At 55.8% G+C, this 15,218-nt stretch carries 11 protein-coding genes and 1 other annotated feature; all 11 genes read right to left on the reverse strand.

Annotation, left to right across the window (positions count from 1 at the left end; genetic code table 11):
* Nucleotides 1-129 precede the first annotated feature (129 nt).
* Nucleotides 130-1,503, reverse strand: a complete 1,374-nt coding sequence (gene murC / locus NSQ46_RS22395) for a UDP-N-acetylmuramate--L-alanine ligase (RefSeq protein ID WP_028406582.1) — start codon at nucleotides 1,501-1,503, stop codon at nucleotides 130-132.
* Nucleotides 1,504-1,509: 6 nt separating this feature from the next.
* Nucleotides 1,510-2,913 (reverse strand): folylpolyglutamate synthase/dihydrofolate synthase family protein, encoded by a 1,404-nt coding sequence (locus NSQ46_RS22400; protein ID WP_245256068.1) that lies wholly within the window; start codon nucleotides 2,911-2,913, stop codon nucleotides 1,510-1,512.
* A 7-nt stretch (nucleotides 2,914-2,920) separates the two neighbouring features.
* The gene (locus NSQ46_RS22405; protein WP_007130734.1) at nucleotides 2,921-5,590 is read right to left on the reverse strand and encodes a valine--tRNA ligase; all 2,670 of its coding nucleotides are present in this window, start codon (nucleotides 5,588-5,590) and stop codon (nucleotides 2,921-2,923) included.
* 114 nt (nucleotides 5,591-5,704) lie between these two features.
* Nucleotides 5,705-6,004 (reverse strand) — a binding site (T-box leader).
* 209 nt (nucleotides 6,005-6,213) lie between these two features.
* Nucleotides 6,214-7,602, reverse strand: a complete 1,389-nt coding sequence (locus NSQ46_RS22410) for a LysM peptidoglycan-binding domain-containing protein (RefSeq protein ID WP_340901194.1) — start codon at nucleotides 7,600-7,602, stop codon at nucleotides 6,214-6,216.
* 244 nt (nucleotides 7,603-7,846) lie between these two features.
* Nucleotides 7,847-8,752: an RluA family pseudouridine synthase gene (locus NSQ46_RS22415; RefSeq protein ID WP_340901196.1), complete on the reverse strand. Its 906-nt coding sequence runs from the start codon at nucleotides 8,750-8,752 to the stop codon at nucleotides 7,847-7,849.
* Nucleotides 8,749-10,044, reverse strand: a complete 1,296-nt coding sequence (gene hemL / locus NSQ46_RS22420; protein WP_028406586.1) for a glutamate-1-semialdehyde 2,1-aminomutase — start codon at nucleotides 10,042-10,044, stop codon at nucleotides 8,749-8,751. Before hemL ends, NSQ46_RS22415 begins: the two co-directional genes overlap by 4 nt.
* A 38-nt stretch (nucleotides 10,045-10,082) precedes the next feature.
* Nucleotides 10,083-11,078, reverse strand: coding sequence for a porphobilinogen synthase (gene hemB / locus NSQ46_RS22425; protein WP_007130738.1), 996 nt, complete (start codon nucleotides 11,076-11,078; stop codon nucleotides 10,083-10,085).
* A 125-nt stretch (nucleotides 11,079-11,203) separates the two neighbouring features.
* Nucleotides 11,204-12,760, reverse strand: a complete 1,557-nt coding sequence (gene cobA / locus NSQ46_RS22430; RefSeq protein WP_342574722.1) for a uroporphyrinogen-III C-methyltransferase — start codon at nucleotides 12,758-12,760, stop codon at nucleotides 11,204-11,206.
* A 4-nt stretch (nucleotides 12,761-12,764) separates the two neighbouring features.
* Nucleotides 12,765-13,718, reverse strand: coding sequence for a hydroxymethylbilane synthase (gene hemC, locus NSQ46_RS22435; protein ID WP_007130740.1), 954 nt, complete (start codon nucleotides 13,716-13,718; stop codon nucleotides 12,765-12,767).
* Nucleotides 13,719-13,720: 2 nt separating this feature from the next.
* On the reverse strand, nucleotides 13,721-14,380 hold the full coding sequence (locus tag NSQ46_RS22440; RefSeq protein WP_342574724.1) for a bifunctional precorrin-2 dehydrogenase/sirohydrochlorin ferrochelatase: 660 nt from the start codon (nucleotides 14,378-14,380) through the stop codon (nucleotides 13,721-13,723).
* A 3-nt stretch (nucleotides 14,381-14,383) separates the two neighbouring features.
* Entirely contained in the window at nucleotides 14,384-15,217 is an 834-nt protein-coding gene (gene ccsA, locus NSQ46_RS22445) for a cytochrome c biogenesis protein CcsA (RefSeq protein ID WP_342574725.1), read from the reverse strand.
* Between the last annotated feature and the right edge of the window lies 1 nt (nucleotide 15,218).

Here is a 15,218-nt window from a genome sequence, read left to right on the forward strand (position 1 = left end):
ACAAATAAGGGCCCGTTTCACCGTGTTCGTGTCCGAACAAAGGAAAACGGGCCCTGACGCGTCAGGATCCGGTGAGCTATGCTCTGAAGTGCATAAGCTCGCGCCTGACGGCATGGTTTAATCGTAATCTTACTTGCCTTTTATGGATTCCGCGAGTGCCGCTCCAACCTTCCAGATGTCGCCTGCCCCCATCGTGAGGACAAGGTCTCCGTCCTTGACCCGGTCCTTCAAGTCGCTCAGGACATCTTCCTTCGTCGGCAAATAGCGCGCGCCCGGATTGCTGTTCTGCACGATCAATTCGACCAGCTTTGCCGAGCTGATGCCCTCGATTTGCTTCTCGCCGGCCGGGGAATAAATGTCTGTAATGATCACCTCATCCGCGTCACCGAAGGCTCGGCTGAACGCATCCAGGAGGAAGAAGGTTCTTGAATACCGCTGCGGCTGGAAGACGGCAATAATTCGCTTGCCCGTCGCTTTGGCGGCGCTGATGGTCGCTTCAATCTCCGTCGGATGATGAGCGTAATCGTCGATCACCAGGATGCCGTTCGATTCCCCTAGCACCTGGAAACGGCGCTTCGCCCCGTTGAACTTCACGATCGCTCTTGCGATCGCTTCGAATGAAATGCCGGCTTTCAGGCAGCTGATAACCGTTGCCATCGCATTATAAACATTATGCTTGCCGGGCACGGACAATTCGACCGTTCCCAGCTCCTGTCCACGGTGAAGCATCTTGAAGCTGACATGACGATCGCCCAGCACAAGCTGGGTCGCCGTATAATCGGCATCCGAATGAATGCCGTACGTCGTCACGTTGCAGCGCAGCTCCGGTAGAATGGCCTGGATATTCGCGTCGTCCGCACATACGACCGCCGTGCCGTCCTCTTTGATCTGGCTGAGGAACTGCACATAGGCCGCTTTCAGACGATTGAAGTCGCCATCGTAGTTTTCAAGATGATCGGCTTCGATGTTGAGCACGACGCCAAGCCATGGATGATATTGCAGGAATGAGCCGTCGCTCTCGTCCGCTTCCGCTACGACATGCTCGCCTTCGCCGGCTTTGGCATTCGTGCCGACGTTCATGATTTCGCCGCCGATGATGAATGTCGGATCCGCTCCGCACTCTTCCATGACGAGGGCGATCATCGATGAAGTGGTCGTTTTGCCGTGCGCCCCCGCAACGGCCACACCCTTGCGTTCATTCAGCAGGCGGGCCAGCATCTGGGCGCGGTGAAGAACAGGAATATTGAGCTTCTCCGCCTCGACTCGCTCCACATTATCCTTGGACAATGCGGTCGAGTAGACGACGAGATCTGCTCCCTTCACCTGCTCCGCCGTATGTCCGATATATATTTTGGCGCCTTTGGCCGCCAGCTTTTCTGTCAATTCCTGAGATGCCACGTCAGAACCCGTGACTTTATAACCCATCTCCAGCATAACTCGTGCAATGGCGCTCATCCCATAGCCGCCAATTCCGATGAAATGAACATGTTCTGATGTATTCAACAGATATCACCAACCTTTTTCAGAATCGGAAAGGCCCAGGAGGCTGGAACGCACGTCGGCAATCAGGTACAACGTGCCCGACACCACCCCAAGATCCTCCGCTTCCGTCCGTGACTTCAACTCTTCAAGTGCGTTTTTCCAATTTGGTTCTATGATGATTTGCAGTGTACGTTTCGCATATTGCTCCCTCACCTGCTCTACGATGTCCCCTAACGCCTTGGCGTCCAATTTCTTCCGGAAATCCGGTTCGGTCAGGATAAGCGTATCCACTATTGGCAGTATATGCTGCAAATACGAATCATGATGCTTATTCGCCAGCATTCCCATCATCAAGTTCAGCTTCCGGTATTTATAGATCTGCGGCAGGCTTTTGGCCAGCGCCTCCGCCCCTTCCGGATTATGCGCCCCGTCGAGAACGATCCGCGGCGAGCTCTGCACAAGCTCCAGTCTTCCCGCCCAGAATGTCTCCTTAAAGCCTTGGCGCAGATCATCATCCTCCACGATAAAAGCCATGTACTGGCGAAGGACTTCCAAAGTCATCATCGACAGCGCGGCATTCGCGCATTGATGCTCTCCCTGCATGGATATATTGATATCCATGCTCCGGAACGGTCCTTGGAAATGGAAGGTCTGGCCTTCTTCATCGCTGCGAAGGCGTTCATAGGTGAATTGCTCACCGGCCAGATACAGCGTCGTCCGGTTCCGCTCCACCGTCTCCTTCAGAATCGCTATGGCCTCCGGCTGCGTGACGGTGCTTACCACCGGCACGCCGGGCTTAATAATGCCGGCCTTTTCCCTTGCGATCTCCTCAATGGTGTCCCCCAGAACGTCGGTGTGATCCATCCCGATATTCGTGATCACCGATACGATCGGATGCACGATGTTGGTCACATCGAGGCGGCCGCCCAGCCCGGTCTCCCATACCACGACGTCGGGATAGCTCACCTCGGCGTAATACAGGATGGCCAGTGCCGTAGACACCTCGAACATGGTCGGTGAACCAAGGCCTGATTGCGCGATTTCCTCAACGAGCGGCTGCAAGCGGTTAGCAAGCGCAAGCAGCGTCTCCTCGGGAATGTCTTCGCCGTTATATTGGAACCGGTTTGTAAACTTCGTGATATAAGGGGACGTATACGTTCCGACGGAGAATCCGCCTTGGAGCAGCGTCTTCGTCAGAAACGCACAGGTCGACCCCTTGCCGTTCGTCCCGGCCACATGGATAAATTTCAAGCGGCGCTCGGGATGACCAAGCCGCTGCATCAGCTGCTGGATCCGTTCCATGCCCGGACGAATCCCGAATGCCACTAACCCGTTGATCCAATCTACCGCTTCCTCATACGTTTGGAATGGAGCTGCAACGGCAGCTCCCGAATGATCCCCCATCGATTTCACCTTCTGGTCCAGATTCATAAGCTGTTTAGCCTCTCAATTCTTCAATACGCGCGATGACCTTGCTGCGTTTATCCGAATAATCTGCCAGCTTCGCGCGTTCTTCTTCAATGACTTTTTCAGGCGCCTTGGATACGAAGCCGGGGTTGTTCAGCTTCTTCTCCACCCGTTCGACCTCGCTGTTCAGATGCTGAATCTCCTTCTCCAGACGGGCGATCTCCTGCGCAATATCGATCAATCCCGCCAGCGGCAGGAATAATTCAACACCGGTAACAACCGCAGTCATGGCCTTCTCCGGCGTTGCCAGCCCGAGCGAGGACTGGTATTCCGACGTATTGCAGAATCGGCGGATATAATCGGCGTTGCGGTCGATAATGCCCGCGATCTGCTCGTTCACCGGCTTGAGCAGGAGCTCGACCTTTTTGCTCATCGGCACATTCACTTCGGCCCGGATGTTGCGGACCGCACGAATGACATCCATCAGCAGGTTCATTTCCGCAACCGACTCCGGATTCTCGAACGCCGGATCATAGACCGGCCAGGAAGCCAGCATCACGGTCTCGCCCTCATGCGGCAGATGCTGCCAGATTTCCTCCGAGATGAACGGCATGAACGGATGAATCAGGCGCATCGTGCGATCCAGCACGTAAGCAAGCACCGATTGCGTCTTTTTCTTGGCTGCCTGATCCTCGCCATAGAGGGACAGCTTCGCAAATTCAATATACCAATCGCACAGATCATCCCAGATGAAATTGTAGAGCAGTCGACCGGTTTCGCCAAATTCGTAGGCATCAATTAGACGCGTAATATCGCGGGAAGTTTCGTTGAGTCGATGCAGAATCCAGCGATCGGCGGTGCCGAGCTCCCCGGAAATATCAATATCGGCGGCGGTGAAGCCCTCCAGATTCATGAGCGCAAAGCGGGATGCGTTCCAAATTTTGTTGGCGAAGTTCCGTGCCTGCTCGACGCGCTCCCAGCGGAACCGCAGATCCTGCCCCGGTGTGCTGCCTGTCGAAATCATGTAACGCATCGCATCTGCGCCGTACTTCTCGATGACCTCAAGCGGATCGATGCCGTTGCCCAGCGATTTCGACATTTTGCGGCCTTCGCTGTCACGAACCAAGCCGTGGATCAACGTATCCTTAAACGGCATTTGCCCCGTAAATTCAAGCCCTTGGAAAATCATCCGCGATACCCAGAACGGAATGATGTCATATCCGGTTACGAGTACGCTGGTCGGATAGTAGCGCTTCAGGTCCTCGCTGTCCTCGTTCGGCCATCCCATCGTCGAGAACGGCCATAATGCCGAGCTGAACCACGTATCCAGCACGTCCTCATCCTGTCTCAGATCATCCTTGCCGAGCTTCGCGCGCGCTTCTTCCTCGTTCATTGCGACAACGACTTCGCCGGTGGATTCGGAATACCAGGCCGGAATCCGATGCCCCCACCACAATTGCCGGGAAATGCACCAGTCGCGGACGTTCTCCATCCAGTGCAGATAGGTGCGCTCGAACCGTTCAGGAACGAAGTTTACCCCATTGCCGGACTTCTGTGCCTCGATTGCCGCTTCGGCAAGCGGCTGCATTTTAACAAACCATTGCGTTGACAAATAAGGCTCTACCACCGCACCGCTTCGCTCGCTGTGTCCAACCTGGTGAACATGGTCTTCGATCCGGATAAGAACGCCGGACTCCTTGAGATCATTGACGATTTGCTTACGGCATTCACTGCGGTCCAGACCTTCATACCGGCCGGCAAACTCGTTCATCGTTCCCGACTCGTCCATCACCGTAATTTGAGGCAAATTATGCCGCAGTCCCATCTCAAAATCGTTCGGATCATGCGCCGGCGTAATTTTCACGGCGCCGCTGCCGAATTCCTTCTCCACATACTCATCGGCAATGACCGGAATTTCACGCCCCACGATCGGCAGAACCAAAGTTTTGCCAATCATATCCTTATAGCGCTCATCCTCCGGATGAACGGCGACAGCCGTATCGCCGAGCATCGTCTCCGGACGGGTCGTCGCGACCGTGATGGAGCCGCTGCCGTCTTTGAGCGGATATTCCAGATGATACAGATGCCCGTTCACTTCTTTATATTCTACTTCAATATCGGACAGAGCGGTCCGGGCAGCCGGGTCCCAATTGATGATCCGCTTGCCGCGGTAAATCAGCCCTTTTTCATAAAGCTTGACGAACACCTGGCGAACCGCGTCCGACAGCCCTTCGTCCATCGTAAAGCGTTCCCTGGAGTAATCGAGGGACAGACCGATCTTCGACCATTGATCGCGAATGGTGCCGGCGTACAGCTCCTTCCACTCCCATACCTTCTCGAGGAATTTCTCGCGGCCGAGATCGTAGCGGGTAACGCCTTCCTCACGGAGCTTCTGCTCTACCTTCGCCTGCGTAGCAATTCCCGCATGGTCGGAGCCGGGGAGCCACAACGCATCGTAGCCCTGCATGCGTTTGAAGCGGATCAGGATATCTTGCAGCGTGAAATCAAGAGCATGGCCGATATGAAGCATTCCCGTCACGTTCGGAGGCGGGATTACGATCGTATAGGGCTTCGCGTCCGGACGCTTGCCCGCTTCGAAATAGCCGCCTTCCTTCCAATAAGGGTACCATTTTTGCTCCGCAGCCTTCGGGTCATACGTCGTCGGCATTTGCGTCTGAGATTGCGTTTGCTTTTCTTCCATATTTTCGTACCTCCGTCACTGTTAATCAGTTTTGCCATCCCAAAATGTTTTAGCCGCCCAAGCAGGGCGTTAATATCACATCGGCGGCGTGAAAACAAAAAAAGCCCTTCGTCCTCAAAGGACGAAAGACTGTTCTCTCGCGGTACCACCTTTGTTTCGCGCTTAGCAGCCGTCAGGAACTCCGTTCCTTACCGTGCTGTATCATTGAAGAGCTTGAAGCGCGACACTTTACGCAGATAACGGCTGCAGCCGGCGGGCTCTGACCGGCTTAGCATCATGGATGCTCCGGTTCAAGCACGCAACTCCCGGGCGACATTGGGCAAGCTGGTTCCTGCGGAATTTCACAGCGCCTATTACAGCAATTCCGCTCTCTGAAGGCCATATCTTCCTACTCTTCCCGTTCAACGTTGTTCACTTTAGAAATACCTGTACATATTCTATTCAAATATAACGCGGTTGTGCAATATAGTCAATATATCGAGTATTTCCGGCATTTTGCTGCTCCATACCTGCTTGCGCTCGGAAATGGCCGAAATAAAAAAAGAGCGTTCCCTTGCAAATGCCATGCAAGGGAACGCTCTGATGCAGCGCAGGCTTTGTCCTGCGATCGGGTTTTTGCAGATTTACTGAGGAATGTAAAGGACTTGCCCTTCCTCCACATTCTGCTCGGACATCCGATTGTACAGCAAGAGCTCGCGCGGCGAAAGCTGATACCTCTCCGCAATAATATCCAGCGTCTCTTCCCGCTGAACGATGCACATCCGCACCTTCCGGAACGGCGTTTCCTCCCTACGGTTGCCCAGGAACAAGCTCTTCCATTCGACATCCTCGGTTGAGGCGGGCTCCGCCAATTCCTCGGCCTTCTCTTCCTCATCCAGGGCGGCAATCTCCTGGTCCTGCACAAGCCGGCTGGAATGCAGCAGTGAAGAAAATCCTACGCCTGAAGAAGCTGCAGCATCGCTGCCCTTCGTCGAAAATGCGACCTTCAGCTCCGGCTTGCCCGGATCGGACGGCTCCTCGGCCTTCAGGACAACTTCCGCCTCCTCTGCCGCGCTGTCAGCAGGCTCCGGCGCTTCGTACGTTTCCTGAACCCCTGCATCAACAGCTTGCAGGTCCGGCACAGCCTCCACGCCGTCCCCCTTGCGGTCGACTACGCCCGGAAACGCCGATGCCACTTCCTCTGCTTGCGCTTCAGGAGCAGGCTCTGGCTCCGCCTTGCGTTCAAATTGCCATACACTTGGAACCGAAGGCTCCGCTTCCTGGGCGGCAGGCTCCGGATCATTATGTAAGGCGTATTCTACCGTATCACGCGCATCGGCATCATCAGCTGCTGCCGCCATGCGGGTGTCCGAAGCCGGCTCTTCTTCGCGGCGGATTTGATTCTCGTACTGGGCCCATGATGCCAAATACTGCTGCGTCCGCTCCTCCTGCTCCTGGATGCTGGCCCGGAAGTTGACAAAAGGCGCTGTTTCGCTTGGATGCGAGGCAGCAGCATCATTGCTCCCGGAAGGCTCCTCATTGGCTTGGAACGGCTCGTACCCCGCCTCTGCCGCCGGTTCTCCAGCCGTTTGCGTGCCGGACGGCTCGGGAGCATGTACCACCGTGAATTCCTCATTCGCCCAAGCCTGATCCCGGACTCCCGGGGCCGCTGCCTGAATGCCTCTGAGCGACAGAACGCCGGTGATGTTAAGACTACGCCTCGATAACAGATCAATATCGAAGTTTTCGATCTCGACTGCAATGTCATCCAGCGACGATACCCGGTTCATCGGGACGGTGATTTCGACCGGAATCCAGTGCTCCAGCGGCTCCGATTCTCCGGTCTCGGTATCGCCTTTATACACGCCCGCCAGAAGCAGATGCCCCCGGAGCGTAGCCTGATCCTGCTGACTGATGACTTGAATATGCGGGATCAGTTCCGCTTCCTCTAATTCTTCGATTCCCGGCAGCTCTTCCGCCAAATTAATACGCTCATAAATATCAAACCGCAATCCGTAGGACTGGTCAAACACGGGAATGTCCTCCTTTCGGCATATACTATCCGTGATCTGTCGTTCACGGCATGAGCCATTTTTTTGCCACTCAACTTATTTATATGCGGGAAAAAGGAGTGCATGACTTTTTTACGGATTGGGGCTGAATCCTGGTGCTGGATCCGACCGGCAGGCAGCCTTATCTGCAGCGCCCTGAAGGGTTGTCGACAGGGCTGCTTGGCCGCTAGAGCAACAGCTTTGTATACATGCCTTCATGCTCGATTCACTCGTGCGCGAATTGTCTCCGAAGCGCTGTTAAATCCTCCGGCCACGGCGCATGGATCTCCAGCTCTTCGCCGGTGAAGGGATGGGAAAAATGCAGTCTTTCCCCGTGAAGCGCCTGTCTGCCAAGGCCGATGGCGCGGCCCCCGTACATCGTATCCCCGAGCAGCGGATGCCCCATATGGCTCAAGTGAACCCGGATTTGATGCGTCCGCCCGGTTTCAAGGCTTACATGCAGCAAGCTCGTGCCCGGGTAGATCTCCGATGAAATAATATGGGTAATGGCCGGCTGTCCGGTAAGCGAAACCCGGCGGCGGCCCGAATGATGGCGATCCTTCCCGATCGGCAGGGCGATGGTTTTCAAGTCATCCCCTACCCGGCCTTGAACGATGGCGGCATAGATGCGGACGATCTCCTTCTTCCGCATCGCTTCATCCAGCTTGAGCTGGGCGTATTCATTCTTGGCGTACAATACCGGCCCCGTCGTATCCTTATCCAGCCTGTGGATATGCCGGACGGCCGCGCGGATTCCAGCCGTTTCATAATAAGCCGCAACCGCGTGATTGAGCGTGATCTCCCGGCTGGCAGGGTCTGCGGGATGAACGGACATCCCCGCAGGCTTGTTCACGACGAGGCAAAATTCATCCTCGTACAGCACGTCAAGCTCATGCCACCTCGGCTCGATCCCATATTCCCGGTAAGGAAAAAGGACCAGCGACAGCCGGTCCCCTCTCCATCGTATTCCCTGTTCCTGACGGAGCTTGCGATACAGCTTCTCGGGCATCCCCACGGTATCCAGCAGCCACCGGCCGGCGGCTTCCTCCCGGTCCGCTTGTCCGGTCAGTGCTTTGCCCGGCGTCATTTCAAGCCATTCGCCCCGCCGGACCCAGCTTCCCTGATAGCTCATAAGCTCTTGAAGGCGTTATAGTTCGCCTCGATCGTTGCGTCGATATCCTCCGTCGTGTGCGCCGCGGATATGAACATGCCCTCGAACTGGGACGGTGGCACGCTGACGCCCTCCTGCACCATTGCGGCAAAATAACGGTTGAACCGCGCCAAATCGCTTGTTTTGGCGGTGTCGAAGTTAACGACCGGCACATCGGTAAAGAACGGGCAGACCATGGAGCCGATCCGGTTAATCGTGAGCGGAATGCCGAATTCCTTCGCATTGCGTTCAAAGCCGGCCTGCAGGCGCGCACCGCGCTCCTCCAGCTGATCATAGACCGCAGGCGTGAGCAGCTTCAGCGTCGTATAGCCTGCCGCCATCGCCAGCGGATTTCCGCTGAGCGTTCCCGCCTGATAGATCGGACCCGCCGGTGCAATTTGCTCCATCAGCTCCCGCTTGCCGCCATAAGCGCCAACCGGCAGGCCGCCGCCGATCACTTTGCCGAGGCAGGTCAAATCCGGCGTAACGCCATAACGACCCTGCGCACAGTTCAGGCCGACACGGAATCCGGTCATGACTTCGTCGAAAATAAGCAGGCTGCCATAATCGGCCGTCACCTTGCGGAGGCCCGCAAGGAAACCTTCCTGCGGCGGCACGACGCCCATATTGCCGGCAACCGGCTCTACAATGACGGCGGCAATCTCTTCGCCGAACCGTTCAAAGGCAAGCTGAACGGATTCCAAATCATTATACGGCACCGCAATGGTATTGGAAGCTACGCTTTCCGGAACGCCCGGGCTGTCAGGCAGGCCGAGCGTGGCGATACCTGAACCGGCTTTGATAAGAAGGCTGTCCGCATGACCGTGATAGGAGCCTTCGAATTTGATGATCTTACTGCGGCCGGTAACGCCTCTGGCAAGACGGATCGCGCTCATCGTCGCTTCCGTGCCGGAGTTCACCATGCGCACCACCTCGATGGACGGCACGCGCTCACAGACCAGCTTGGCCATCTCCGTCTCCAGAAGCGTCGGAGCACCGAAGCTGGTCCCTTTCTTCGCAGTCTCTTGGAGAGCTTCGACCACTTCCGGATGCGCATGTCCCATAATCAGCGGGCCCCAGGATCCGACATAATCGATAAAGCTGTTGCCATCGATATCATAAACGCGGCTTCCTTCCCCGCGCTCGATATAGATCGGCGTCAGTCCCACCGACTTGAACGCGCGGACAGGGCTGTTGACACCGCCGGGAATATACTTCTTGGCTTCCTCAAAGGCAGAGCGCGACAATTCTTCTTTTCTCAAACCTTGGCTCATATTAGCAACTCCTAACTGTATAATCGTATCGTTACGGGTTAGCGCATCCAGCGTGCCGCATCCTTGGAGAAATACGTAATGATAATATCGGCGCCGGCGCGTTTCATTCCGGTCAGCAGCTCCATAACGATCGCCTTCTCACTGATCCAGCCTTGCTGGGCGGCGGCTTTGATCATCGAATATTCCCCGCTGACATTATAAGCCACGATCGGCAAGTCGAACTGATCTCGCAGCAATCTTACAACGTCAAGATAGGCCATCGCCGGCTTCACCATCAGCATGTCCGCACCTTCCAGCACGTCGGATTCCGCCTCGCGCAGCGCTTCCCTCACGTTCGCCGGGTCCATCTGGTACGTTTTCCGGTCGCCGAACTGCGGCGCGGAGTCGGCCGCCTCCCGGAACGGGCCGTAGAACGCCGACGCATATTTAACAGAATACGACATGATCGGCACGTTCTGGAAACCGGCATCGTCAAGACCCGAACGGATAGCCTGTACGAAACCGTCCATCATGTTGGACGGCGCGATAATATCCGCGCCCGCCTTGGCTTGGGATACGGCGGTACGGACGAGCAGCTCCAGGGATTCGTCGTTCAGGACGTCGCCGCACACATGGCCGTCACGCTCATACGTATGGACCATGCCGCAGTGCCCGTGATCCGTAAATTCGCACAGGCAGGTATCCGCAATGACGAGAAGATCCGGGTACCACGATTTAATAAGCCGGGTTGCTTCCTGAACGATTCCGTCGTCGGCAAACCCCGAGGTGCCGATACTGTCCTTCGTCTCCGGTATCCCGAACAGCAGCACAGCAGGAATGCCCAGCTGAACGATCTCATCCACTTCGTCCTTCAACGTATCGAGCGAAAAATGAAAGACGCCAGGCATCGACGAAATTTCGGATTTCACGCCGCTGCCGTAGGTAACGAAGATCGGCTGCACCAAATCCTCGGGATGCAGCACGGTCTCGCGGACCATGCTGCGGATGCCGGCATTTTGACGCAGCCGGCGGTGGCGTACGATTGGAAAACTCATAGCTGTGACAACCTTTCTTTTTTAGAGGTTGTTCAAAAAGTCGTCTTTGAAAACCCGACTTTTTGAACTCGCAATTTTAGGAGATTACAAGCGATATATGGAAATTAAACGAATGAATGATAGCCCTATCGCGTGCGAGGATCGTCTTCCTGCTGATTCCAGCTGCAGAGAGCCTCCACCAGACTGTCGATGGTTGCCTCCTCCGCCATCATCGTAACGTCCAGTCCGGCCTCGGCCGCGGTTTGGGCCGTGAGGGGACCGATGCAAGCGATAGCTGAGCCTTTCAGCAGCTCAACAGGGTTCTCGGCCCCCATCCGCTCAAGCACCTTCAGCAGGTTCGTAACGGTTGAGGAGCTCGTAAACGTAACGGCATGAATTCCGCCTTCGGCAAACAGCTTCATCAGCTCCTCGTCATCCTCCCCGCACAATACGTTCTCGTACATGGTTGCTTCCGTAACGGACAGCCCCATTTCGGTCAGTTTCTCTGGCAGCCATGAACGGCCCAGATTCCCTCGGGGAAGCAGTACGTTCTGGCCGGCAGCAAGCTCGGGGCCATAGGCATCGATCAAGCCTTCAGCCTGAAACCGCTCCTTCAGCACCTCAGGCGCTATGCCGTAATCGCGAAGCGCTTCGGCCGTAGCCGGGCCGACTGCAACGATCCGTGCACCGGCTAGCGAGCGGATGTCCCGCCCGTACTCTTTTAAATGACGGAAGAAGAATTCCACCCCGTTGGTGCTCGTGAAGAAGACCCAATCATAGATCGGAAGCTTGTCCAGCGCGGACCGCAGGCCGGCAACAGCCTCATCCGATGTCGGCGAGATCGTTTCGATGACGGGAAATTCATAGGGTTCTCCGCCAAGGTCCTCGATTTTCGATACAAGCGAGCTGGCCTGGCTCCGGGTTCTCGTTACGAGAATTCGCTTGCCGAATAAGGGCAGCTTCTCGGCCCACTTCAGCCGCTCCCGCTGCAGGACGACATCCCCAACGACAATAACGGCAGGCGGCTGGAAGTCGGCCGCTTGGACCTTCTCCTCAATGTCGGCCAGCGTGCCGGTCAGCGTATCCTGCTCGGCGCGGGTTCCCCATCTTACCAGAGCTACGGGGGTTGCCGGAGACCGGCCATGCTTGATCAATTGACGGCTGATGTAGCCGATCTTTGCCACTCCCATCATGAAGATCAACGTCCCGGTTGCGTTGGTCACTTTATCCCATTGAATCATTCGATCGAGCTTCTCCGGACTCTCAAGACCGGTCACGATGGACAAGGAAGAGGCATGCTCGCGATGGGTGACCGGTATGCCCGCGTAGGCCGGCACGCTGATCGCCGACGTGATTCCCGGCACGATCTCATATGAAATGCCGTTTTGCCTAAGCAGCTCCGCTTCCTCCCCGACCCTCCCGAATATGGTCGGGTCGCCGCCTTTCAAACGAACGACCACCTTGCCTTCCAGCGCCAAATCAACGAGCAGCTGGTTGATCTCCTCCTGCTTCATCGTATGCCGGTCGGGCAGCTTGCCGACGTACACCTTCTCGACGCCCGGCTTTGCCCACTTAAGCAGCCTTGGGCTCGCAAGCCGGTCATATACAATGGCATCGGCTTTCTCTATACATTCCTTGCCTTTAATTGTAATCAGGCGCGCGTCGCCAGGACCCGCTCCTACGAGATAAACCTTACCTGCCATCCCCTCATCCCCTAACTTGTGCCAGAATCTTCTCTGCTCCCTTAGCCTTCAGCTTCTCGGCCACTTCGATTCCGAGCGATTCAGGATCGGTTCCCTCGGCGGTTTCTTTAAGGATGATTTCGCCGTCCGGAGAACCTACCATACCTGTTAATTGTATAATGTTTTGAGCTCCGCGGGAATCTCCTGAATCCTCCTTGATGACAGCATACGCTCCGATCGGTACTTGGCAGCCCCCGTTCAGCTCGCTCAGGAACCTGCGTTCTGCCGATACGGTCCGTGCTGTCACCTCATCGTTGTAGAGGGATAGCAGATGCAGAAGCTCCGCATCGTTCTCGCGGCATTCGATTCCGAGCGCGCCTTGTCCCACGGCCGGCAAGCTGATATCGATTGGCAGATAGGACGTGATCCGATCCTCCCAGCCCATCCGCTGAAGACCTGCCGTTGCGAGAATAATAGCCTGGAATTCCCCGCTCTCCAGCTTCCGGATCCGGGAGTCGATATTGCCGCGGATCCAGTCAATCTTCAGATCCGGCCGGTACGCCTTCAGCTGGCTGGAGCGGCGCAGACTGCTTGTCCCCACCTTCGCCCCTTGCGGAAGATCATCCAATGTCGAGCCTTCCATGGAAATGAGGCAGTCGCGGGGATCCTTCCGCTTAGGAACGGCACCGGACACCAGGCCTTCCGGAAGAACGGACGGCATATCCTTCATGCTGTGCACCGCCATATCGATTTCCCCGTCCAGCATGGCTTGCTCGATTTCCTTTACGAACAGTCCTTTCCCGCCAACTTTGGACAGGGTAACATCGACAATGCGATCGCCTTTCGTGACGATTTTCTTGACGGTAAACTCGTACTCTAATCCATGTTCCTTCGCTAACCGCTTCAAATCATCGATAACTTGTCCTGTTTGTGTAAGTGCAAGAGCACTCTGCCTGCTGCCAACCACGATCGTGCGCATATTCATTCCTCCTGATTGTTCTCAATCCATAGCTTGATTTTATCCGTATTCCAGGACGCATAACCTTCGCGGCGAATATCGCCGAGAATATCCAATCGGTATAATCGGTCCAACAGCCGTTTGCGCGCCTCAGCGGATGCCGCTTGTGCCTTAATCGCCGAGCGCATGCTGTATAATATATCGAGATATTCCTCGTATTCCTGGCCGAACTGCTCTTCGAGCTGCTGCCGAATTCGCACGGCCGCAGCGGGCCCTGCCCCGGACGTAGCTACCGCTAAGGTCAATCTTCCCCGGCGCATGACCGCCGGGCTGATGAACGAGCCCGCCTCTCCGTCGCTGGCCACGTTCACCCATATTCCAAGCCGGTCGGCCTCCAGTGCGATCGTTTTATTCAGCGTATCATCGTCCGTTGCGGCGTAAACCAGGAAAGCTCCTTGCAGGTCCCCCGGCTCATAGACCCTGCTGGTCCATTGCACGGCTCCTTCATCTGCCAGCCTGCGAAGCAGGCCGCTCTTTAATTGGGGGCTTACAATATGTACGCTTGCTCCGGCATCCAGAAGCGCCGCGGCCTTCCGTTCAGCCACGGCACCGCCGCCGACCAGCAAGCATAAACGCCCGTCGCATTTCAGCATCACGGGCACATACTTAGAATCCTTCATCATCCGTCACACTCCTGACCAGCTGTGAAATCCGGACCACGTATTCAGATAAAAGTTCAATATAATGAATCCGTACCCGATCAGCGCCCAAACCGCGGCCTCCATGCCGGAGCGTTTCAGCAGGCTGCGTTTCAGGAAATAAACAATATACATACTGAGCGCAAGGAGCGTAGACAGCACCTTAATATCCAGGAGCAGCTGCCATCGCCCTGCCATGGCAACCGACATGATTGCCACGATCAAGGACAGCACCAAAATCGCCGTTCCCGTCATCAACGCTTTATAAGCGTAAATGTCCAGCTTCTCCAAGCTGGGCAATCTTCGTACCGTATCATTCCAGTGTTTATGCTTAAGCTTTCGGTGCAGAAACATATAGATTGCGGCAAAAACAGCCCCTACCGTCAGTGCGGCAAAGCTTATGCTCGCCAGCGCGATGTGAATCAGCAGGAGCCGATGCTCAGTCTCCCAGCTGCATAGGGCGTTATCTCCTCCGGCTTTGAACCAAAGCTGGTTGACCAGCATGACGCAGAAGCCGACAAGGTTGATCAGCAGCACCGCATACTCGGATCGCTTTAAATACGTTAGTGCCATCGATGTTATCGTGATGCAGAACGTAAGGAGGAGCAAGAAATCAAACAACGTAAACACGGGGAGATGAAAATGCCCGCCCTCCATCGCTCTGATCCCGATTCCCCCAAGCTGAAGCAGCGCCGTTATGCCAAGAAGCCCTGTGCCTATCCGCTTCGCCACCGAATTGCGCGATACGCAATCCGAGATAAAAAACAGAAGGCTCAGGGCATAGATACAAATGCCGGTATTATAAATAAGGTTTAGCAGCATG

This window comes from Paenibacillus sp. FSL M8-0142 (assembly GCF_038597315.1).
GTDB lineage: Bacteria > Bacillota > Bacilli > Paenibacillales > Paenibacillaceae > Paenibacillus_AQ > Paenibacillus_AQ lactis.

Bases quoted from the DNA above. Each gene is read 5' to 3' on its own strand.
- NSQ46_RS22400 (WP_245256068.1), bottom strand. From the start codon at position 2,913: ATGAATCTGGACCAGAAGGTGAAATCGATGGGGGATCATTCGGGAGCT.
- NSQ46_RS22405 (WP_007130734.1), bottom strand. From the start codon at position 5,590: ATGGAAGAAAAGCAAACGCAATCTCAGACGCAAATGCCGACGACGTAT.
- NSQ46_RS22415 (WP_340901196.1), bottom strand. From the start codon at position 8,752: ATGAGCTATCAGGGAAGCTGGGTCCGGCGGGGCGAATGGCTTGAAATG.
- hemL (WP_028406586.1), bottom strand. From the start codon at position 10,044: ATGAGCCAAGGTTTGAGAAAAGAAGAATTGTCGCGCTCTGCCTTTGAG.
- hemB (WP_007130738.1), bottom strand. From the start codon at position 11,078: ATGAGTTTTCCAATCGTACGCCACCGCCGGCTGCGTCAAAATGCCGGC.
- cobA (WP_342574722.1), bottom strand. From the start codon at position 12,760: ATGGCAGGTAAGGTTTATCTCGTAGGAGCGGGTCCTGGCGACGCGCGC.
- hemC (WP_007130740.1), bottom strand. From the start codon at position 13,718: ATGCGCACGATCGTGGTTGGCAGCAGGCAGAGTGCTCTTGCACTTACA.
- NSQ46_RS22440 (WP_342574724.1), bottom strand. From the start codon at position 14,380: ATGATGAAGGATTCTAAGTATGTGCCCGTGATGCTGAAATGCGACGGG.
- ccsA (WP_342574725.1), bottom strand. From the start codon at position 15,217: ATGCTGCTAAACCTTATTTATAATACCGGCATTTGTATCTATGCCCTG.